The 17,551-nt window shown below is 67.5% G+C and carries 14 protein-coding genes; 3 read left to right on the forward strand and 11 right to left on the reverse strand.

The genetic code is table 11. The features are described from left to right. Nucleotides 1-18: 18 nt before the first annotated feature. Nucleotides 19-447: a single-stranded DNA-binding protein gene (locus tag Q9R14_RS12415; protein ID WP_293826553.1), complete on the reverse strand. Its 429-nt coding sequence runs from the start codon at nucleotides 445-447 to the stop codon at nucleotides 19-21. Between the two features lie 35 nt (nucleotides 448-482). After that, complete coding sequence (locus Q9R14_RS12420; RefSeq protein ID WP_306002584.1) at nucleotides 483-839, reverse strand: hypothetical protein; 357 nt, start codon at nucleotides 837-839, stop codon at nucleotides 483-485. Between the two features lie 178 nt (nucleotides 840-1,017). Between Q9R14_RS12420 and Q9R14_RS12425 the strand changes: the two genes are divergently transcribed. Together Q9R14_RS12425 and Q9R14_RS12430 are read left to right on the forward strand one after the other, a co-directional pair. Further along, on the forward strand, nucleotides 1,018-1,626 hold the full coding sequence (locus Q9R14_RS12425; RefSeq protein ID WP_293826555.1) for a DUF433 domain-containing protein: 609 nt from the start codon (nucleotides 1,018-1,020) through the stop codon (nucleotides 1,624-1,626). A gap of 5 nt (nucleotides 1,627-1,631) precedes the next feature. Next, nucleotides 1,632-2,054 carry a type II toxin-antitoxin system VapC family toxin gene (locus Q9R14_RS12430; RefSeq protein WP_293826557.1) on the forward strand — a complete coding sequence of 141 codons (423 nt, stop codon included), beginning with the start codon at nucleotides 1,632-1,634 and terminating at the stop codon, nucleotides 2,052-2,054. Nucleotides 2,055-2,059: 5 nt separating this feature from the next. Here the strand turns inward: Q9R14_RS12430 and Q9R14_RS12435 are convergent, their stop codons facing one another. From Q9R14_RS12435 to radC, 4 genes are all read right to left on the reverse strand, one after another. After that, entirely contained in the window at nucleotides 2,060-6,322 is a 4,263-nt protein-coding gene (locus Q9R14_RS12435; RefSeq protein WP_306002585.1) for a bifunctional class I SAM-dependent methyltransferase/DEAD/DEAH box helicase, read from the reverse strand. Between the two features lie 165 nt (nucleotides 6,323-6,487). Further along, nucleotides 6,488-8,566, reverse strand: coding sequence for a ParB N-terminal domain-containing protein (locus tag Q9R14_RS12440; protein WP_306002586.1), 2,079 nt, complete (start codon nucleotides 8,564-8,566; stop codon nucleotides 6,488-6,490). 51 nt (nucleotides 8,567-8,617) lie between these two features. Then, nucleotides 8,618-9,523, reverse strand: coding sequence for a toprim domain-containing protein (locus tag Q9R14_RS12445; protein WP_293826561.1), 906 nt, complete (start codon nucleotides 9,521-9,523; stop codon nucleotides 8,618-8,620). Nucleotides 9,524-9,530: 7 nt separating this feature from the next. Then, nucleotides 9,531-10,136, reverse strand: a complete 606-nt coding sequence (gene radC, locus Q9R14_RS12450; RefSeq protein WP_293826563.1) for a DNA repair protein RadC — start codon at nucleotides 10,134-10,136, stop codon at nucleotides 9,531-9,533. 192 nt (nucleotides 10,137-10,328) lie between these two features. Here radC and Q9R14_RS12455 point away from each other — a divergent pair, with 192 nt between their 5' ends. After that, nucleotides 10,329-10,736 carry a thermonuclease family protein gene (locus tag Q9R14_RS12455; RefSeq protein ID WP_293826565.1) on the forward strand — a complete coding sequence of 136 codons (408 nt, stop codon included), beginning with the start codon at nucleotides 10,329-10,331 and terminating at the stop codon, nucleotides 10,734-10,736. 36 nt (nucleotides 10,737-10,772) lie between these two features. On the opposite strand, the gene Q9R14_RS12460 is transcribed toward Q9R14_RS12455, so the two are convergent. The 5 genes from Q9R14_RS12460 to Q9R14_RS12480 are packed head-to-tail and all read right to left on the reverse strand — an operon-like array spanning nucleotide 10,773 to nucleotide 17,544. After that, nucleotides 10,773-11,213 carry a hypothetical protein gene (locus Q9R14_RS12460; protein ID WP_293826567.1) on the reverse strand — a complete coding sequence of 147 codons (441 nt, stop codon included), beginning with the start codon at nucleotides 11,211-11,213 and terminating at the stop codon, nucleotides 10,773-10,775. Next, on the reverse strand, nucleotides 11,197-11,640 hold the full coding sequence (locus tag Q9R14_RS12465; protein ID WP_293826569.1) for a DUF305 domain-containing protein: 444 nt from the start codon (nucleotides 11,638-11,640) through the stop codon (nucleotides 11,197-11,199). The genes Q9R14_RS12460 and Q9R14_RS12465 overlap by 17 nt, the downstream gene beginning before the upstream one ends. After that, nucleotides 11,637-13,727, reverse strand: coding sequence for a heavy metal translocating P-type ATPase (locus Q9R14_RS12470; protein WP_306002587.1), 2,091 nt, complete (start codon nucleotides 13,725-13,727; stop codon nucleotides 11,637-11,639). The genes Q9R14_RS12465 and Q9R14_RS12470 overlap by 4 nt, the downstream gene beginning before the upstream one ends. After that, nucleotides 13,724-14,326 carry a cation transporter gene (locus tag Q9R14_RS12475; protein ID WP_293826574.1) on the reverse strand — a complete coding sequence of 201 codons (603 nt, stop codon included), beginning with the start codon at nucleotides 14,324-14,326 and terminating at the stop codon, nucleotides 13,724-13,726. The genes Q9R14_RS12470 and Q9R14_RS12475 overlap by 4 nt, the downstream gene beginning before the upstream one ends. Further along, nucleotides 14,323-17,544: an efflux RND transporter permease subunit gene (locus Q9R14_RS12480; RefSeq protein WP_293826576.1), complete on the reverse strand. Its 3,222-nt coding sequence runs from the start codon at nucleotides 17,542-17,544 to the stop codon at nucleotides 14,323-14,325. The genes Q9R14_RS12475 and Q9R14_RS12480 overlap by 4 nt, the downstream gene beginning before the upstream one ends. Nucleotides 17,545-17,551: the final 7 nt, after the last annotated feature.

Raw genomic sequence — 17,551 nt, forward strand, 5'->3', positions numbered from 1 at the left:
CTCTCATTCACCCGCTGTCTAGAACGGGATGTCGTCGTTCAGGTCGTAGCCACTGGCCGGCTCCTGGACCTGGCGGCCGGAGCCGCCCTCGTCCTCGGCGGCGCCCTCGGAAGCTTCGCGCCTGTTCTTCAGGCGGATATCTGCGACGATCACCCGCATGTCGTAGTGTTCGACACCGTCCTTGCCGGTCCAGGTGTCGTTCTCGACATGACCCTGGATCACGACGCGGCTGCCTTTGCGGGCGAACGGGCCGATGTATTTCTCGGCCGTCGCCTCGTTGAAGCAGATGCAGTTAAAGCCGGTGGTCCGTTCGCCGGGCGTGCCGTCGGCCTTGCGGAAACGGGTGGTCTCGAGCACGCGGAAGCTTGCCCGCTTCTTGCCCGAGCCTTGAGCCGAGAGGACGGAGGGGTTGGCCGTCAGATAGCCTTCGATGATCACGGTTTGCATGGTCAGTCTCCTGACAATTGAATGTTGATGAAGGATCAGGCGGCGGCGCGGTCGGCGCTGCTATCCTGATTGTCGCGGTCCTCGGCCCAGTCGAGGACGGTGAGCCGGTTGATGACCAGTTCCTTGGCCGTCCGCTCGGTCCCGTTCTTGGCCGCGTAGGCGGTGTCGATGAAGGCGCCGATGACGACCGCCTCACACCCCTGCGCGAGGCCCCGAGCGATGACCTTCTCGTTGAGGCCCTTCGACCAGCTCACGCAATTGACGCCGACCAGCCGATCCTTACCGGCATTATCGACGCCGCGGCTCTCGATCAGGCGAAACACGGCCTTGCCGAAGTCGTCGGTGATCTGGGGGTCGGCCGCCAATCGGCCGGTGAACATCACGTTTTGCATGTCAGTCTCCTGGATATCCGAAGCCGTCGGGGAGCCGATCTCCTCAATTCAGCTTCACCCTGACACTCCCTTCCTCCGCTCCTTTGGACGGTGTTCGGTCGCGCACGCGATCCTGGACCTCATCGACATTGCCGAAACCCAATGCGATCCTATATTGGATTATATTAGGAGACCTTCGATGCCCGATCCCCAGTGGACTCTGCCCGAAGCGGCGTTCGTCCTTGATCAACCGCTCGACGCGATCAAACGCGACGTCAATCGGCGACCGCTCAAACCAGAGGCCTCAGGCCCGGCCAGACGCGCCGTGCGATGCGTCGGCCTGACCGACCTCGTCTATCTCGACATGGTGGCCACCTATCGCCACACCCTGACGCCTTCCGCGCTCGACGACCTCTACGTCGCCGTGGCCAAGGAGCCCGCGCAGTCCGCCAGCGTCTCTGTCGGGCCGCTCATCGTGCAGTTGAAGCGGCATCGGACAAATGTCGCGCAACGCCTGAAGGCGCTGGAGGCTGTGGATCGCGCCATAGAAATCAAACACGGCGCTCCCGTCGTGAGAGGCACCGACATCGAGGTCCATCGCCTGGCGGCGCTCTCGGCCGGCGGAGCCACCGATGAGGAGATCCTCGAGGACTACCCGTCGCTGTCGCTCGCCAAGATCAAGGCGGCGACCGCTTATGCGCGCGCCCATCCCAAATCCGGTCGCCCTTACCCGGCGACGTCGGCGAAGCGCGCGATGCAGGGAGCCGACCTTGGCGGGCTCGAGTCGTTCATGCGGCCGAGGGGATGATCTATTTGCTCGACACCAACGTCGTCAGCCAGAGCAGCAAGCCCAAACCGTCCGCCAACATCCTGGCCTGGCTCCGGTCGGTCGATGACCACGAGCTCTGCATCAGCGCTATGACCGTCCGCGAATTGCGATACGGAGCGGAGCGGGCGACAGCCGCCGATCATCCTGCCGCCGCGGCGATCACACAGGGCGTGGACGCGGTCATCGCCGCCTACGCGGGCCGCATCCTTCCCATCGACGAAGCCGTGGCCGCCGTCTGGGGCCGGATGCTGGCCGAGCGCGACGGCGACGAGCAGGATGCCGCCCTGGCCGCGACCGCGCTGGTCCACGGTTTGACGCTCGTCACCGCCAATATCAAGGATGTGACGGGTCGCGGCGTCCCCCTTCTGAACCCGTCCCGGTCGCCGCCGAAGGCGACGCCGGCCTGACCCGCTCAGGCGGCCTGCCCGTCGAGGACTGTCTGAACCGGATGGCGGCGCAGCACCGCCTCCAACACGGTCGGCCGATCAACCGGGACGAAGACCCGAGGCGTGAAGGCGATGATCTCCACGAAACAGCCCGAGGCGACCAGGGCGTCGCGATCTGTCCGGCCTCCCACCACCTCGATGCGCCAGCGGTCCATGACGCGGGACCGCTTCAGCCACAGCCCACCCTCCAGCGATAGCTGGACGTTGCGGTCGAGGATCGTGGCGGCGGTTCTCGCGCCGTCCGCCCAGACCTCGGCGACGTCGGTCAGGCCCAGGCTCGTCTTGAGGGTTTGGGCCTGGACCTGATCCAGAACCCGCCCCAGCCAACGGCGCCCGTCGGGCGCCCGCACCCGGCGAACCGAGCAACCCCGCGCCGGCAACCGGCCCCAGATCGGCAAGAGCAATCCCGTGGCAAGCGTCAGTTCGCGCGTCCGCCAGGGGTCGGTCCCGGCGACCTCTTCGTCCCAGACCCGCCGCCAGGTCGAGACCTCCGCCGGCCTCCACGCCGACTCCTCGAACGTCTTCTCGGCCATCGTCTGGCGATCGTCGGGCCGAACCAGCCGCACGGCGGTGATCAGGCGGTTCTCGTCCGTCGAGGTGGTCAGGCCCAGTTCCGCGATCGCGGCGCGGCCCGACTTCTCGTTGATGACCAGCTGGTGGGCGACATCCTTCGCCCAGGTCAGGGCGGCGTCGGCGACGAGGATCTCGCGCCTTACCTTGAGCGAGAAGGTCACCAGAGCCGTTTCGGCGCCGGTCGAGACATCGGTCCGGATCACTTCCTGATCCATGACCTCCAGTTCCTCGGCCTCGATGTCCTCCAGCCCGCGGTCCAGTTCACCGGAGGCGGCGGCTCGATCGAGGATGCCGGACAGGATGCGGTCGAAGTCCGCGAACAAGGCGTTCTGGTCGGCGATGCGCAGCGCCAGAAGCCGGTTCAGGAAGGTATGGATCGGCGGCAGGTCGTCGGAGGGTTTAAGGCCGCCGTCGTCGTCGAGCAGCTTCAAGCTCGTCTTGGCCACGAAGGTCTCGAGCGTCATCGAGTCCAGTTCCCCGAAGGTCAGCGCACCATAGAAGACCAGCAGTGCCCGGCGCGCCCAGGGGCTCTCCAGATTGTCCTCGGCGCGGAACAGGCCGGCTCCGGCGGTGCGCCGTTCGCCGCGCGTAAGCGCGCCCAGAGAGTCCAGCCGGCGCGCGATCGTCGAGGTGAACCGCTTCTCGCCCTGGATGTCGGTGGTGACGGGCCGGAACAGAGGCGCGGATGCCTGATGCGTCCGGTGGGAGCGGCCAAGGCCCTGGATGGCGGCGTCGGCCCGCCAGCCCGGTTCGACCAGATAGTGGACCCGCCGCTGCTGGTTCGGAGCCGACAGGTCGGCATGGTAGCTGCGGCCGGTTCCGCCGGCGTCGGAGAAGATCAGCACCCGTTTGCGTGCGCTCATGAAGGCGTCGGTCTCAGCGCGCGCCGCCGAGGCTCCGCGCCGCTCCACAACACGACGACCGTCGCGCACCACGACCCGGCGGGACCGGCCGGTGATCTCGGCGACCGCCTCGGTTCCGAAGGCTTCCAGTAGGGCGTCGAGCACGCCCGGCACAGCGGGCAGCAAAGCCATTTGCTCTATCAGGGCCTCGCGTCGGGCCAACGCCTCCTGACTGAGGGCGGGACGACCGTCGTTCATGACCGGGACCATGGTGACGTTCCCGTCGTCGTCCTCGATCGCCTCCATCAGATGGACGGGGAAGGCCTCGCGGAGATAGTCGAGGACATATTCGCGCGGCGTCAGGTCGATGGTGAGGTTGTTCCATTCCTCGGGCGGGATAGAGGACAGCCGCCGCTCCATCACCGCTTCATTGGTCGAGACGATCTGGATCACGGCCGATCGCTCCGAGGCGAGGTCGTCGCGGATCGACGCAATCAAGCTCGGCGACTTCAGGCCCGCCAGAAGGTGACCGAAGAAGCGCAGTTTAGCGCTCTCGAAGGCGGAGTGGACGGCCGAGGCTGCTTGCGGACTATTCGGCTTGCCGTCTTCGCCGCTGAGGCCGGTCGCCTTTAACGCCTCGGACAGGTTGGCGTGGATCACCTGGAAGGCGTCGGCCCACGCGTCCCAGATGGCGATGTCGTCGGAGGTCAGCGGATGCACGAGCGGCTCGTATTCGACGCCTTCGAACGAGAGCGACCGCGCCACGTAAAGACCCAGCGCCTTGAGCTCGCGGGCGACCAGCTCCATGGCCGCGACCCCGCCCCGGTCCATGGCCTCAAGGAAGTCGGCGCGGCTCATGAAGGGCGCCTCGGGCCCGCCCCAGAGCCCGAGACGGGCCGCGTAGGCGAGGTTCTCCGCCGTCGTCGCCCCGGTCGCCGACACATAAAGGATCCGGGCGTTGGGCAGTCGGTTCTGCAGCGACAGCCCCGCCATCCCCTGCAGCGAGGCCTTCTTCGTCCCGCGCGCGCCCTTGCCGCCCCCGGCGGCGTTGGCCATGGCGTGGGCCTCGTCAAAGGCGATGACCCCGTCGAAGTCTTCGCCCAGCCAGGCGACGACCTGGTCGAGGCGGGACTGGCGGGAGCCCCGTGCCGGCTGGCGAAGGGTCGCGTAGGTGGTGAACAGGATGCCGTGATCGAGCCTGACGCCGTCCCCCTGCTTCCAGCTCGACAGCGGCACGATGTCGTGGGCGACGCCGCCGATGGCGCCCCAGTCGCGTCGGGCGTCCTCCAGCAGGGCGTCGTTGCGCGACAGCCAGACCGCGCGCACGCGCCCCTGGCTCATATTGTCGGCGACGATGGCGGCGATTTGACGCCCCTTACCGCAGCCGGTGCCGTCGCCAAGGAAGAATCCGCGTCGGAACGAAACGCTGTCCTCAGCATCATCGCGAACGAGCGCCACCTCATGGGCCGTCTCGCCCAGTCGGAACCTCCCGGGCAGGAAGGCCGCATGGGCCTCGCCGGCGTAGATCACCGTCTCCGTCTGGGCGTCGGAGATCCGGCCCTGGTTGAGCACCGCCGGCGGCAACACCGGCCGGTAGGTCGGCGCGGGCGGCGCGACTGAGGCCATCGGGCCGGACTCGACCAGAGGCGAAGGATGCGGTCGGGGATCAGGCAGGACGATCCGCGCCAGGGCATGGGCCTGATAGAGGCCGACGTCCCGGCCCTTTCCAGCCCAGGGCCGCGCCTCATAGGTCAGGTGTGTTGCTCCGGCCAGGAAGGCCAGTCGGCCTGCGGGAAGGGCGAGCCCGCGGTCGCGCGGCGCGAGGAAGGCGGCGGCGTCCAGCGTCAACCGCATGCGCGGACGGGCCGTGCCGCGATCCGGAAGACTCGCGAGAATCCGGGCGGTCGCCTCCAGATCTTCGGGCTGGTGAAGAAGGCCGTCCCAGACGGCTGTCCCGCCGCGATCCATGACCAGCAGGCCGGTCTCGACTGAGGTGCCGTGTTTGGCGAAAGCGCGCGCGGGAAACGCCACGGCGGCCACCATGACACCGTGGCGTTCGAGCACCCGCCTCAGATCGGTGTCGGCAAGGGCGGTGAGGGGCACGATACCCGCCATCCGGCCGCCGTCCGCCAGAACCTTGAGCGACGCGATCAGATGGGCCTGAAGATCCGAGAATGGCGGGTTGCAGACCACGACATCGAACGCCCCGGCGTCAACGATGAGGTCGGGTAGATGGCGGCCGTCATACCGTCGGCGCGTTGCCCTGGCGAAAAGCCCGTCGAGGAGCGCCGCGCGGGTGGGCGCAAGCTCGTTCAACGTCAGGCTCGCCCCGCACGCTTCGGCCACCACGGCCAGCAATCCGGTCCCCGCTGACGGCTCCAGGACACGGTCCTTCGGTCGAACCTGCGCGGCCAGCACCGCGAGGGCGGCGAGTTGGGGCGGGGTGGAGAACTGGTCCCGCGCGACCTGTTCCTCGCTGCGCCGGCTGTGGGTGAGGCCAAGCGCCGAGACCGCGGCGAGCAGAGCGGCGATCTCGGCCGGGGCGTCCTCGAGTCGGGCGATCTGCGGCGCGAGGCGGCGGATCTGATGCACGGTCGCGGCCTCGATAGCGTCATAGGCGTCGCGCCAGGTCCAGCCGCCCTCGGCGTCGGACGCTCCGAACGCGGTGGTCATGACGTCGGCCACGAGGCGTCGATCCAACGCGCGCGAGCGGGCCAGATGGACGGCCAATGCGCGGGCGGCGGCCAGGATGTTGGCGGGGAGATTCCCAACGTCGACGTCGGCGAACAGCGACAGATTGCGGGTCGTGGACATGTGAAGGCTCCGGTCGCCTGGAGCGGAGGGCTCCTCCCTCTCGGTCCTCCAGGCTCGCTTCGCCCCGCCCTTCCTTCGTCTCCCCGACAGTCGGGTCGGCGCTCACGACGACAGAGAAACACCGCCCCGGCAGGTCGCCGGCGCGGTGTTTCCGTAGACAGAAGATCAGGCGGCGGCGGAGTCCAGGGCCGCCTCGCCCTCCGCGGTGACGACGAAGGCGCCGGCCCCCTCGTCGTCCTCATCGACGCCATCGCCGGCGGCTGGGTCCTCGATGTGCGGGGTGCCCTGATCGGCGTCGATCGGGGCGGCCCAGGACAGGGCGGCTGGAGCCCAGGTCCGTTGCGCGGCCTGTTCGGCCACCCAATCGACCAGTTCGAACTTACGGAGCGTCTTCACCCGCTCGTCCTCGGCGCCCATGGTCACCAGCATGCCCGTGAGCAGGCCCTTGGAGTGGGGCTGCAGGAAGGGGGCGTCGGGCGTCCAGTGAAGAGTGATGTCCGCCTGGCAGAGAGCGGCCAGCTCCGCCGCTTCGGCCCGGGCGCTGCGGCGGATGGAGAAGGTCTTCTCCTCCCGGACGTCGAGGCTGATGGCGGTCAACTCCGCCAGCAATCCCATCTTCTCGCCGTGGGGAAGGCCATGGGCCCAAGCGATGACGGTCTCGCCGGACGCTTCCCAGGCCGTGCGACGATCCTCGAGCCGTCGACGAACGTCACCATCCAGAGCCTCGATGACCCGGCTGTTGGCGGGATTGAACCCGCTGGCTGTGATGGCCAGGGCCGAGTCCGTTCGCGTCACATGAGCGCGTCGCACAAGGACGGTGAACAGCCGCGCAATCAAAGCTGTAAGCGCCGCCCCGGGATCGTCGGCCAGGGCACGGATAAGCCCTCGCGTCGCCACGTCGGTCCGCACGGCATGAAGGGCATGGTTGACACCCTCGGTGTCCGGCTCCGGAGCGTCGACTTCCGGCGGGACATAGGCCGGCGGCGCCGAGGTCCGACGTGCATCCTCCCGCGTGGCATCCTCAGCGCCGTCGTCGATCTCGGGTTCCTCCGGCGTGTAGCAGCGGACTTCGACGCCTGCCTCTGCGGCCGGCCACAGGACCATCGTGGTCACGACCCGCCCCCCGCATCCAGTCTGGTCTGAGGCGATCCTGGCGTGAATCATGTCGACGATCGCCAGATCAGCGACGTCGGGGTGCTCGACGTCCGCCAGGGCGATGCGGGCCTTTTCGGTCCGCTCGTTGAACACCTCCCGCTGCGCCCGGTAGCGCGCCATCTCTTCGGCGGGTAGTGAACCGCCATACACATAACCGAGCGCCTCAAGATCATCGGGGAGCTCTGGCTCCGGGCCGGCAGTCACGTGAACCGAGATCCCTTCGGCCTCGAACACGGCCGCGATCCCGCGTGCGCGACGGGTCCACACGTCGGTCAGAATATCCGGGTCGAGCAGGACCGGCGGCAGTTCGCCGAACAGATCGGTCTCGGTGCGGCCTCCGGCGTCGGCATAGGCCCGAGGATCGACCAGGGCGCAGCGGCGATCGCGCGTGGTGACACGGCTGTCGTCGAGACGTTCGCTGACCCGCCATTCCTGAAACCCATGGCCGTCCAAGGTCATCTGGGCGAGATCCTCCTGCTCCTGGCGATCCGGCAGCCGTGCCAGCAACCGGGTCTGGCGAAGGGTGATGCGGCCCGCCTTCAGCGCCACCAAAGCGGCGGGCGCGACGCCGGACAGGGCCGCCAATCGCTTGATCTCGATCTCGTCGTAACCGAGCGCCCGCGCCATGGCCGTAATCGTCAGTTTCGACTTCAGCATCCGGCCGATAGCCGCGATGACGTCGGCCACATGGACGGGTACGGCGGTGTTGGTCAAAAGGACCGCCGCCGCCTGGCGCGCCGGATCGGTCTCGACATAGGTGCGGACCGGATAGTCCTCGTCGATGTCTCCGGCCTCCAGCAGGATCGCCAGCGCCAGCCGGCGCCGGCGTCCGTCCAGGGCCATGAACGGCTGCTCCTTCTTGCCGCGACCGGGCCTGACGGTCACGGGCTGCAACTGACCGGCCGCCTTCAGCGTGGCGGCCAGGGTCGGAATATCGTTGTCCGGCGGTTCGCCATAGCGCAGGTTCTCTCGCGCGATGCCGAGATCCCCGAGGCGGACGATGCGTTCCACCGGGGTGAAGATGACGGCCGGGGTCGGGGTTTCAGGAACAGGGGTTGTGGGGGTGATGACGGGAACGAGGTCGGTCATGAGGTCTCTCCTGCCGGGCGACGGGGCCCATCCCCGCCGCTTCGGCGCCCCTCAGCCCCCTCGCTCCGTCCTTTGCGATGCCGCCGCGACCGCGATTTCGTTCCAGTCGCCGAACGGCGGTTCGGGCCATGACACCTCAACCTCAAGACCTTCATGGACCAAGCGGCGGCGGAGCCGGGCAGCCGCCGCCTCACCGGCCTTGCCCCGGTCGGCGGCGATCAGGACCCTGCGCACGCAGGCGGGCGGGCTCCAGACGGCCAGGTTGTTGGCGGCCATGAGGGCCCAGCCGGGAAGACCGAACCGCTCCATGGCGGACAGGGTCGTGACCACCCCTTCGCCCACCAGCATGTGTTCGGCGGCAGCCGAGAGGCGAACGGTCGCGCCGGGCGGGACCTGACCCACGGTCTTGCGCGCCAGCCGCAGACCGATGGCAGGCAGACCATTGGTCTCGATATAGGTCAGCTCGACAGCCGTCAGACGATCTTCGGCGTCGCTGATCCGGGCGATCAGAGCCGGACGCGAGCGCCCGCCGCTTCGGTACACCGAGAGCGGCGCGGCCGGGTGCAGGCGAAGGTTGGAGACGGCGGATCCGCACATGACGGCGCGTCGCCGCAGATAGAGACCCGCCGGGCCGTGGGGCGGTCGCCCGGTCGTCGCGGTCCACAGACGCGACGCGGTCTCGACGCGAAGGCGAAGGTCCGGCCTGGGCGAACACCCCCGCCCACGCCCGCCCCCGGTAAGCCGGCCGGCATCATCGATGAAGCCGCGAACACGGAGATCGTCCCGGGCAGTCCGCCAATCGGCACCGCCGAATCCGTGGATGATGACGCGATCATCGGCCAGCATCAGCGAAACTGAACGATCCGCCGTGCTGTGGCCGGGTGCGGGGACGCTGGCGCGTGAGCCCCCGGCGTAAAGGTCGCCGCCCAGGGCGGCGACGATGGCTTTCAGGGTCATGGCCGCCTCAGATCAGGCCGAGCTGTTTGAAGCTCGCCGTGCCCTGGCGCCCGATGACGAGATGGTCGTGGACCTGCAGGCCGAAGACGCGCGCAGCATCGATGATCTGCCGCGTCATCTCGATATCGGCCCGTGACGGCGCGGGGTCGCCGGACGGGTGATTGTGGACGAGGATGAGCGCGGAGGCAGAGAGTTCGAGCGCCCGCCGGATGACTTCCCGTGGATAGACGGGCGCGTGATCCACTGTGCCTTCAGCCCGGAATTCGTCCCGGAGCAGGATGTTCTTTTTGTCGAGATACAGGGTGCGGAACTGTTCTCTCGGTTCGTGAGCCAGGGCCGAGCGGACATAGGCCACCAACGCGGACCACGACGACAGGACGGGGCGGCGGCAGGCCTCCGACCTGGCCAGTCGCACGCTCAGGCGACGCAATATCTTGAGGTCCGTGATCGTGGTCGCGTCGAGCCGAGCGGCCCGCGCGAGTTCCGGTGGATCCGCCGCGACAACCGAGGCGACCGAGCCGAACACCGCCAGCAAGGTCGCTACAGCCTGCGCGATGTCACGCTCGGGCATGGTTCGCGCCATCAACAGGGAAAGAAGGGTGGCGTCGTCCATCTCCTGCTCGAGGCCCGGAGAAGGCGCGAACAGGTCTGCCGATCGCCGATCGGAAGGGCTGGAGATTGATGAGGGCAAGGGTCGCATTGCGGAGTTCCTAGGCTGCTCGCCCCGGATCGGGGCGCCGCCCCCGCCCTCCCTTTTTCTCCGTCGCCCGTTGGCGAAGCGCTGCGATGGCCTAAGTCTGCACGCATGAAATGGCTCCTGATCCTTCCAGGCCTGTGGCTAGCCCCCGCTGTCGCCCACGCCGATCCGTGCGAAGGCCGGTTGCCCGACCTCGCGGGCGCGAGTTTCTCCGGTGTGGTTCGCTACATCGGAGACGGCGACAGCCTCTGTGTCGGCCCCAACAGCGATCCCTCGACCTGGATCGAGGTCCGCCTTTCGGATTTCAACGCCCCCGAGCTCCACAGTCCGACCGGGCGCGCAGACCGCGACCGGTTGTCCGGTCTGGCGCTCGGGCGGGTCCTCGCTTGTGTCGCCGTTCGCGGCCGTAACGGCCGGGTCATCGTCTATGATCGGGTCATCGCCTCATGCCGTCTGAATGGGCGAAGGGTCGGTGAACTGCTGCGTGCTGCCGGTGGACGCGAAGGGGGAAACTAGGGTTCGACTTGGCGGCACCGTGGGCCGACGGGTGCATCAACCCTTCGCCTTACCCGCAATGACGGGTTGTGCGACCGTCGTATGCCGATGAACCGGTATAACGATATCGGCCCGGGCGGCGAACAAGACGGCCGACCCGATCAGCCACAACACGCCGATGCCGCTGGCGATCATCCGCCCCCCGCGGTCCCGAGGTCCCATCGCATATGAGGCGATGCCGACGCCGCCCAGGATCGCGGTGTAGCCCAGATACAGGGGGACGCCGTGAGACCCAGACAGGATGAAGGCGAGGCAGAAGACGACGCCGGCCGCCAGGAAGCTTGCGACCGCCGCGACGCCTAGGTCCAGTGTCAGGTTTGGCTTGGGCGGGGCCTTCGGCCGCGATCGCTTGGTCTTTGCGCGGCCCTCCTTCCAGCGAAGGTCGCGACCCCGGACGGTGAACCGCTTCCCGGCCACGGCGTCAGGGCCTGACGCCACTGGGCGGGTCGTCTTCGTGCCGCGCCAGTAGTATCCTCATCCGGAGGATCTCGGCCTCCTGGGCGGCGATGATCTCGCGGGCGAGGCTTTGGACGTCTGCGGCCTCACCGTGCGCGACCGCGATCCTGGCCATGGCGATGGCGCCCTCGTGATGCGCGATCATGCCTCGCAGGAAGTCGATGTCGGCGTCGCCCGTATAGGCGATGGCCATCTCCCGGTGCATCCGGTCGTTCGCCTCGCGATAGGCCTGGGTAGAGGGACCATCTCCCGACGTCGCTCCTTCGGTTTGATGAGCACCGACCTCCCGCGTCGATGACGGGGGCGCCGCATCCGCTGCCGGCCGTGACCGTGCCGAGAGCATGCCATAGGCGAAAGCAGACAGTGCGAGGAACACGGCGATGACGGAAACCCATCCGATACGCTTCATGCGACTATTCCCTTCGGGTCTGCACCCGCCGCGGCGGATACGCCAGTCGACATGACGGCGCGGCGGCTCGGGTCGCGGTAGCCAAGGAGCCGGAGGGCGTTGAACACGACCAACAGGGTCGAGCCCTCGTGCATCGCCACCGCCGGCCCGATGCCTAAGCCGAAGATGGTGGCGGGCACAAGGAAGGCGACGACCCCGAGGCTGACGACCAGGTTCTGCAGGATGATTCCGCGGGTTCGGCGGCTCAGCCCCACCGCGAACGGCAGTTGCGAGAGATCGTCGGACATCAGGGCGACGTCGGCGGTCTCCAGAGCGACATCAGAGCCAGCCGCGCCCATGGCGATGCCCACAGTCGCCGTGGCCATAGCGGGGGCGTCGTTCACGCCGTCCCCAACCATGGCGATCTTGCCTTCAGCGCGAAGGCGTTTGATGGCCTCGACCTTGTCCTCGGGCATGAGGTCGCCCCAGGCTTCGGTCAGGCCAACCTGGCTGGCGATGGCCTGTGCCGCCTTCTGATGGTCTCCCGAGATCATGATCATCCGAGAGACACCCAGCGCTCGCAGGGCATCGAGCGTTGTGCGGGCTGCGGCCCGTGGCGTATCCAGCAGGCCGATCACGCCAAGATCGCACTCGCCCCGCCGGACGACCATCAGGGTGCGACCCTCTAGACGGAGGCGCGCCACGGCCGCCTCCGCCTCGGCGCTGAGCGGGCCGACGCCGTCCACGCCGAACATCTCCGGCTTGCCGATCCATACCTGCCCACCGTCATACTGGGCCGTCACGCCCTTTCCGGTCAGGCTCTTCAGGTCAGAGGCCGCCGCAAACACCGCGCCCTTAAGTCGCTCCAGGCCGTCACGCGCTATCGCCTCCGCCAGAGGATGATCGCTCAGCCGCTCGACCGCGACGGCGGTTGTCAGAAGGTCGAGTTGCTTCGTGCCGCCTACCGGCACGATGTCGGTGATCCGGGGCCGTCCCTCCGTCAGGGTGCCGGTCTTGTCGAACGCTATGGCGTTGAGCGATCCCAGGTTCTCAAGGGGGGCCCCCCCCTTGATCAGGACGCCGGCTCGGGCCGCACGAGCGACGCCCGAGAGAACGGCGCTGGGCGTGGCGATGGCGAGGGCGCAAGGGCTGGCCGCCACCAGGACCGCCATGGCCCGGTAGAAACTGTCGCGGAACGGCTCGTCGACCACACCCCAGGCGAAGAGTAGGAGGAAGGCGAGGCCGAGCACCACGGGCACGAAAATCCGTTCGAAGCGATCGGTAAATCGCTGGGTCGGAGACTTCTGGGTTTCGGCCTCGCTCACCATTCGAACGACCTTGGCCAGCGTGGTGTCGGTGGATTTGCGCGTCGCCTCGATCTCGATCGATCCGGACCCGTTGATGGTCCCCGCGAAGACGATGGAGGCCGACGGAATCTGGGCGGGCCTGGCCCGCGCTGCGGCCGCGTCGCCGACCGGCTGCTTGTCGACCGGCATGCTCTCGCCTGTTACCGGGGCCTGATTGATGCTGGTCGCGCCGACGACGACGAAGCCATCCGCCGGCAGCCGCTCGTTCGGTCGAACCACGATCGTGTCGCCGACCTCGACCTCTTCGACTGGCACTTCAACAACCTCGTCGCCCCGACGAACATGAGCGGTGCGCGGCGCCAGGTCGGCCAAGGCCTCGATCGCGCGTTTGGCGCGCCCCATCGCGTAGTGTTCGAGAGCGTGGCCGATGCTGAACAGAAAGAGGAGCAACGCGCCTTCCGCCCAGGCACCGAGCGCCGCTGCACCGGCGGCGGCTACGAGCATTAAGGTGTCGATTTCGAAACGCTTGTTGCGAAGGTTGTCGAAGGCCTCGCGGACCGTGAAGAAGCCGCCGAAGGCGTAGGCGACGACATAGAGCGCGATAGGCAGCCAAACCGGGATGCCGGCAACAAGCATTTCCAGCCCGAAACCCAAGGCCAGGGTGGCGCCGCTCATCAGTGCAAAAATCACCTCGGTGTTCGGCCCGAGCATGCCTCCATGGGCGTGGGCGTTTGCTCCCGCCTTCTCGCTTGCATGATCGTGGCCATCACCGGTTTGATGGTCGGTAGCGGACGAACTCATCGGATCGTCTCCTCATTGTCGGCAGCGCGAGCCGCGTTTCGCAGAATTTCGACGCCGCCCTTGATGGCGAGCGCCGCGACCAACAGTCCGACCACGAGGTCTGGCCACGCCTGATCGAGCCACAGAACAAGCCCGCCGGCGACGAGAATGCCGCCGTTCGCGGCGAAGTCGTTCAGGCTGAAGGTTTCGGCGGCCTCCATGTTGACGTCGTCGGAGGTGACCCTTTTCAACAGCAACAGGCAGGCGAGGTTCACCACCGCTGCGACGAGAGCCAGCCCCATCATGGTCCAGCCGACGGGTTCCGCGCCGAACCACCATCGCCTGCCGACGTCGATGACGACGCCGGCGGCAAAAAGCAGCAACAGGACGCCGGATAGACGGGCCGCACCTCTTTTCCAAGACAAGGCTCGGCCCACGGCCAGGAAGCTGATCAGGTAGACAACCGAGTCCGCTCCATTGTCGACCGCATTGGCCAGCAGGGCGCTGGAGTCCGCGAGAATGCCGCCGGCGCCCAGACCCACGAAAAGCAGGGCGTTGAGGATGAGGACGACCAGCAGCGTGCGTCGCTGCTGGTCGTCCTCCGAGGATCGAGCCGTCAATCGTCCATTCCTTCCGAGGCCCTGTGCTTGACGGCCCTGGCTGCGAAGGTCGGCAGAACGAGCAAGGTCAGGATGGTCGCGGTCAGAAGGCCCCCGATCACCACCGTCGCCAGCGGCTTCTGAACCTCGGCCCCGGCCCCGTGCGCCAGCGCCATCGGTATGAAGCCGACGATGGCGACCATTGCGGTCGTCAGCACGGCGCGAAGGCGGCTGGAGGCGCCCTCGATGGCGGCATCATAGGGCGTGAGACCCGCCGTCAGCCGCTCGCGGATCGCCTGCATCAGGACAAGGCCGTTCAGGGTCGCCACACCGGAGACGGCGATAAAGCCGACCGCCGCCGAGACCGAAAAGGGCATCCCGCGCAGCAGCAGCGCGAGCGCGCCGCCGACCAGGGCCAAGGGCACGCAGGCGAACACCAGACCGGCCTCTGCGAACGACCCCAGCGCAAGGAACAGGAGCACGCCGATCAGCACGAAGACGATCGGGATGACGAGACCGAAGCGCTGCACCGCCCGTTCCAGGTTCTCGAACTGGCCGCCCCATTTCAGATAGACGCCCGCCGGCAGGTCAATCTTCGAGACCTCGCTCTGGGCATCGGTGACGAAGCCGCCCAGATCGCGACCGCGAACATTGGCCTGAACCACCATGCGGCGGCTGCCGTTCTCGCGACTGATCTGGTTCGGGCCTTCGCCGACCTGGATGCGCGCCACCGAGGACAGCGGTACGATGACCCCCGTGTCGGAGACGATCGGGAGGGCAGCCAGTGACGCCGGATCATTGCGGGCGTCGTCAGGCAGGCGGACAACCACGTCGAAGCGTCGGTCGCCCTCGAAGATCCGCCCGGCTTCGGCGCCACCGACGCCGGCCGAGACCGCCTCGCTGACATCCGCAGCGGACAAGCCGTAGCTGGCGGCGGCGATGCGATCAACGCTGACGGTCAGGGTGGGCAGGCCGGAAGCCTGCTCGACCCGAACGTCCGCCGACCCAGTCGTCGCCCTCAGTGAAGTCGCGACCTGATCCGCCACGCGCTGGAGCGTGTCGAAGTCGTCGCCATAGACCATGACAGCGAGATCGGTGCGGACGCCGGAGATCAGTTCGTTGAAGCGCAATTCGATCGGTTGGCTGAACTCGAAGTTATTGCCGATCTGTAGCGCCGCGACGCCTTCGATCCGCTCAATCAGAGCCTCCTTCTCCAAGCTCGGATCGGGCCAGTCCTTGCGGTCCTTCAGCACGATCACGCTGTCGGAGATGTTCGGCGGCATCGGATCCACCGCCGCCTCCGCCGTGCCAGTACGCGAGAACATCGTTTCCACCTCGGGCTGAGCCTTAATGGCGCGTTCCAAGGCCATTTGCATGGCGAGGGACTGCTCCAGCGAGGCCGACGGGACGCGCAGCGCCTGCATGGCGATGTCGCCTTCGTCGAGCGTCGGGATGAACTCCCGGCCCAGCGACATGAAGGAGATCGCGCCGATGGCGAGGGTCGCCACCGCAGAGATCAGCACGATCTTGGGCCGGGAGACCGCGGCCTGGATCGCCGGCTGGATGAACCGGCGGGCGAACCGCAGAATCCAGGTCTCGTGTTCCACCGCCTGACCGTCCGGACCGACGTGAACCGACTTCGGATCACGAACCAGCAAGGCCGTCATTGCGGGCACGAAAGTGAAGGAGAAGATGAAGGCTCCGACCAAGGCCAGCATGACGGTCGCGCCCATGGGCTGGAACGTCTTGCCCTCGACGCCTTCCAGCATCAGCAGCGGAGCAAAGACCAGAAGGATGATCAGTTGTCCGAAGGCGGCTGGCTTGACCATCTGGCGGGCGGACTGAACGGCCACGTCCAATCGCTCATGGCGGGTCAGCATCCGTCCCAAGGAGGCCCGGCGCTGGGTCAGCATAAGCAGGGTGTTCTCGATCACCACGACTGCGCCATCGACCATCAGACCGAAGTCGAGGGCGCCCAGGCTCATCAGGTTACCGCTGATGCCGAACCGGTTCATGCCGATGACGGCGAACAGGAAGGACAACGGAATCATCAAGGCGGTGATGCTCGCCGCTCGGATGTTACCCAGCAGCAGGAAGAGAACGACGATGACCAGCAGCGCGCCTTCGGCAAGGTTGCGGGCGACCGTCGAGATGGTCGAGTTGACCAGTTCACTGCGGTTCAGCACCGGCACAGCGACGACGCCGGGAGGCAAACTGTCGTCCACGACCGACAGCCGTTCGGCGGCGGCCTGAGCCACGGTGCGGCTGTTGCCGCCCGCGATCATCAGCGCCGTGCCGAGCACCGCCTCGTGTCCGTCTCGGCTCGCGCCGCCCAGACGCGGAGCCTGGCCGATCTCGACCGTCGCGACATCGGCGACCCGGACGACCAGACCCCCGCGATTGACGACCGGCGCCTGCGCCAGATCGTCGATCGTCAGGGCCAGGGCGTCGGTGCGTACGACCAGGGCCTCACCCGCGCGCTGGATATAGCCCGCACCAGCCTGGGTGTTGGCACGCTCGACCGCCTCGACCAGATCATTGAGGCCGAGCCCATAGGCCGCCAGTTGCGACGCATTGGGTCGGACGGCGTATTCCTTGACGTAGCCCCCGACCGTATCGACCCCGGCAAGACCGGTGGTGGTGCGCATCTGGGGCGCGATGATCCAGTCCTGGACCGTGCGCAGATAGGTGGCGCGCTGTTCAGCGGTCGTCAGTCGCTCGCCTTCTGGGGTCAAATAGGCCCCGCCGGCCTGCCAGCCCGGCTGGCCCGGCTTGGACAGGTTTTCGCTGTTGAAGGGCACATAGTCGACCGTCCACATCAGAACCTCGCCGAGGCCCGTGGTGATGGGCGAAAGGCCCGGCTCCACGCCCTCGGGAAGTCCTTCCGACGCTGCGGCGAGACGTTCCGCGACCTGCTGACGTGCGAAATAGATGTCCGTCTGGTCGGTGAAGATCGCTGTGATCTGGCTGAAGCCGTTGCGCGACAGGGACCGCGTGCTGGTCAGGCCTGGGATGCCGGCCAGCGCCGTCTCTAGCGGATAGGTGACCTGGCGCTCGATCTGCTCGGGCGCCAGCGCAGGCGCGACCGTGGTGATCTGCACCTGACGGTTGGTGATGTCGGGGACCGCGTCGATCGGCAGTTTGGTCAGTTCAAACAGACCCAGCGCCGCGACGAGGCTGACGGCAAGGACGATGAACCAGCGGAACCTGACGGACGCTGTGATGATAGCTGTAAACATGATCGTC

The sequence above is a fragment of the Brevundimonas sp. C43 genome (assembly GCF_030732185.1).
GTDB classification, from domain to species: domain Bacteria; phylum Pseudomonadota; class Alphaproteobacteria; order Caulobacterales; family Caulobacteraceae; genus Brevundimonas; species Brevundimonas diminuta_C.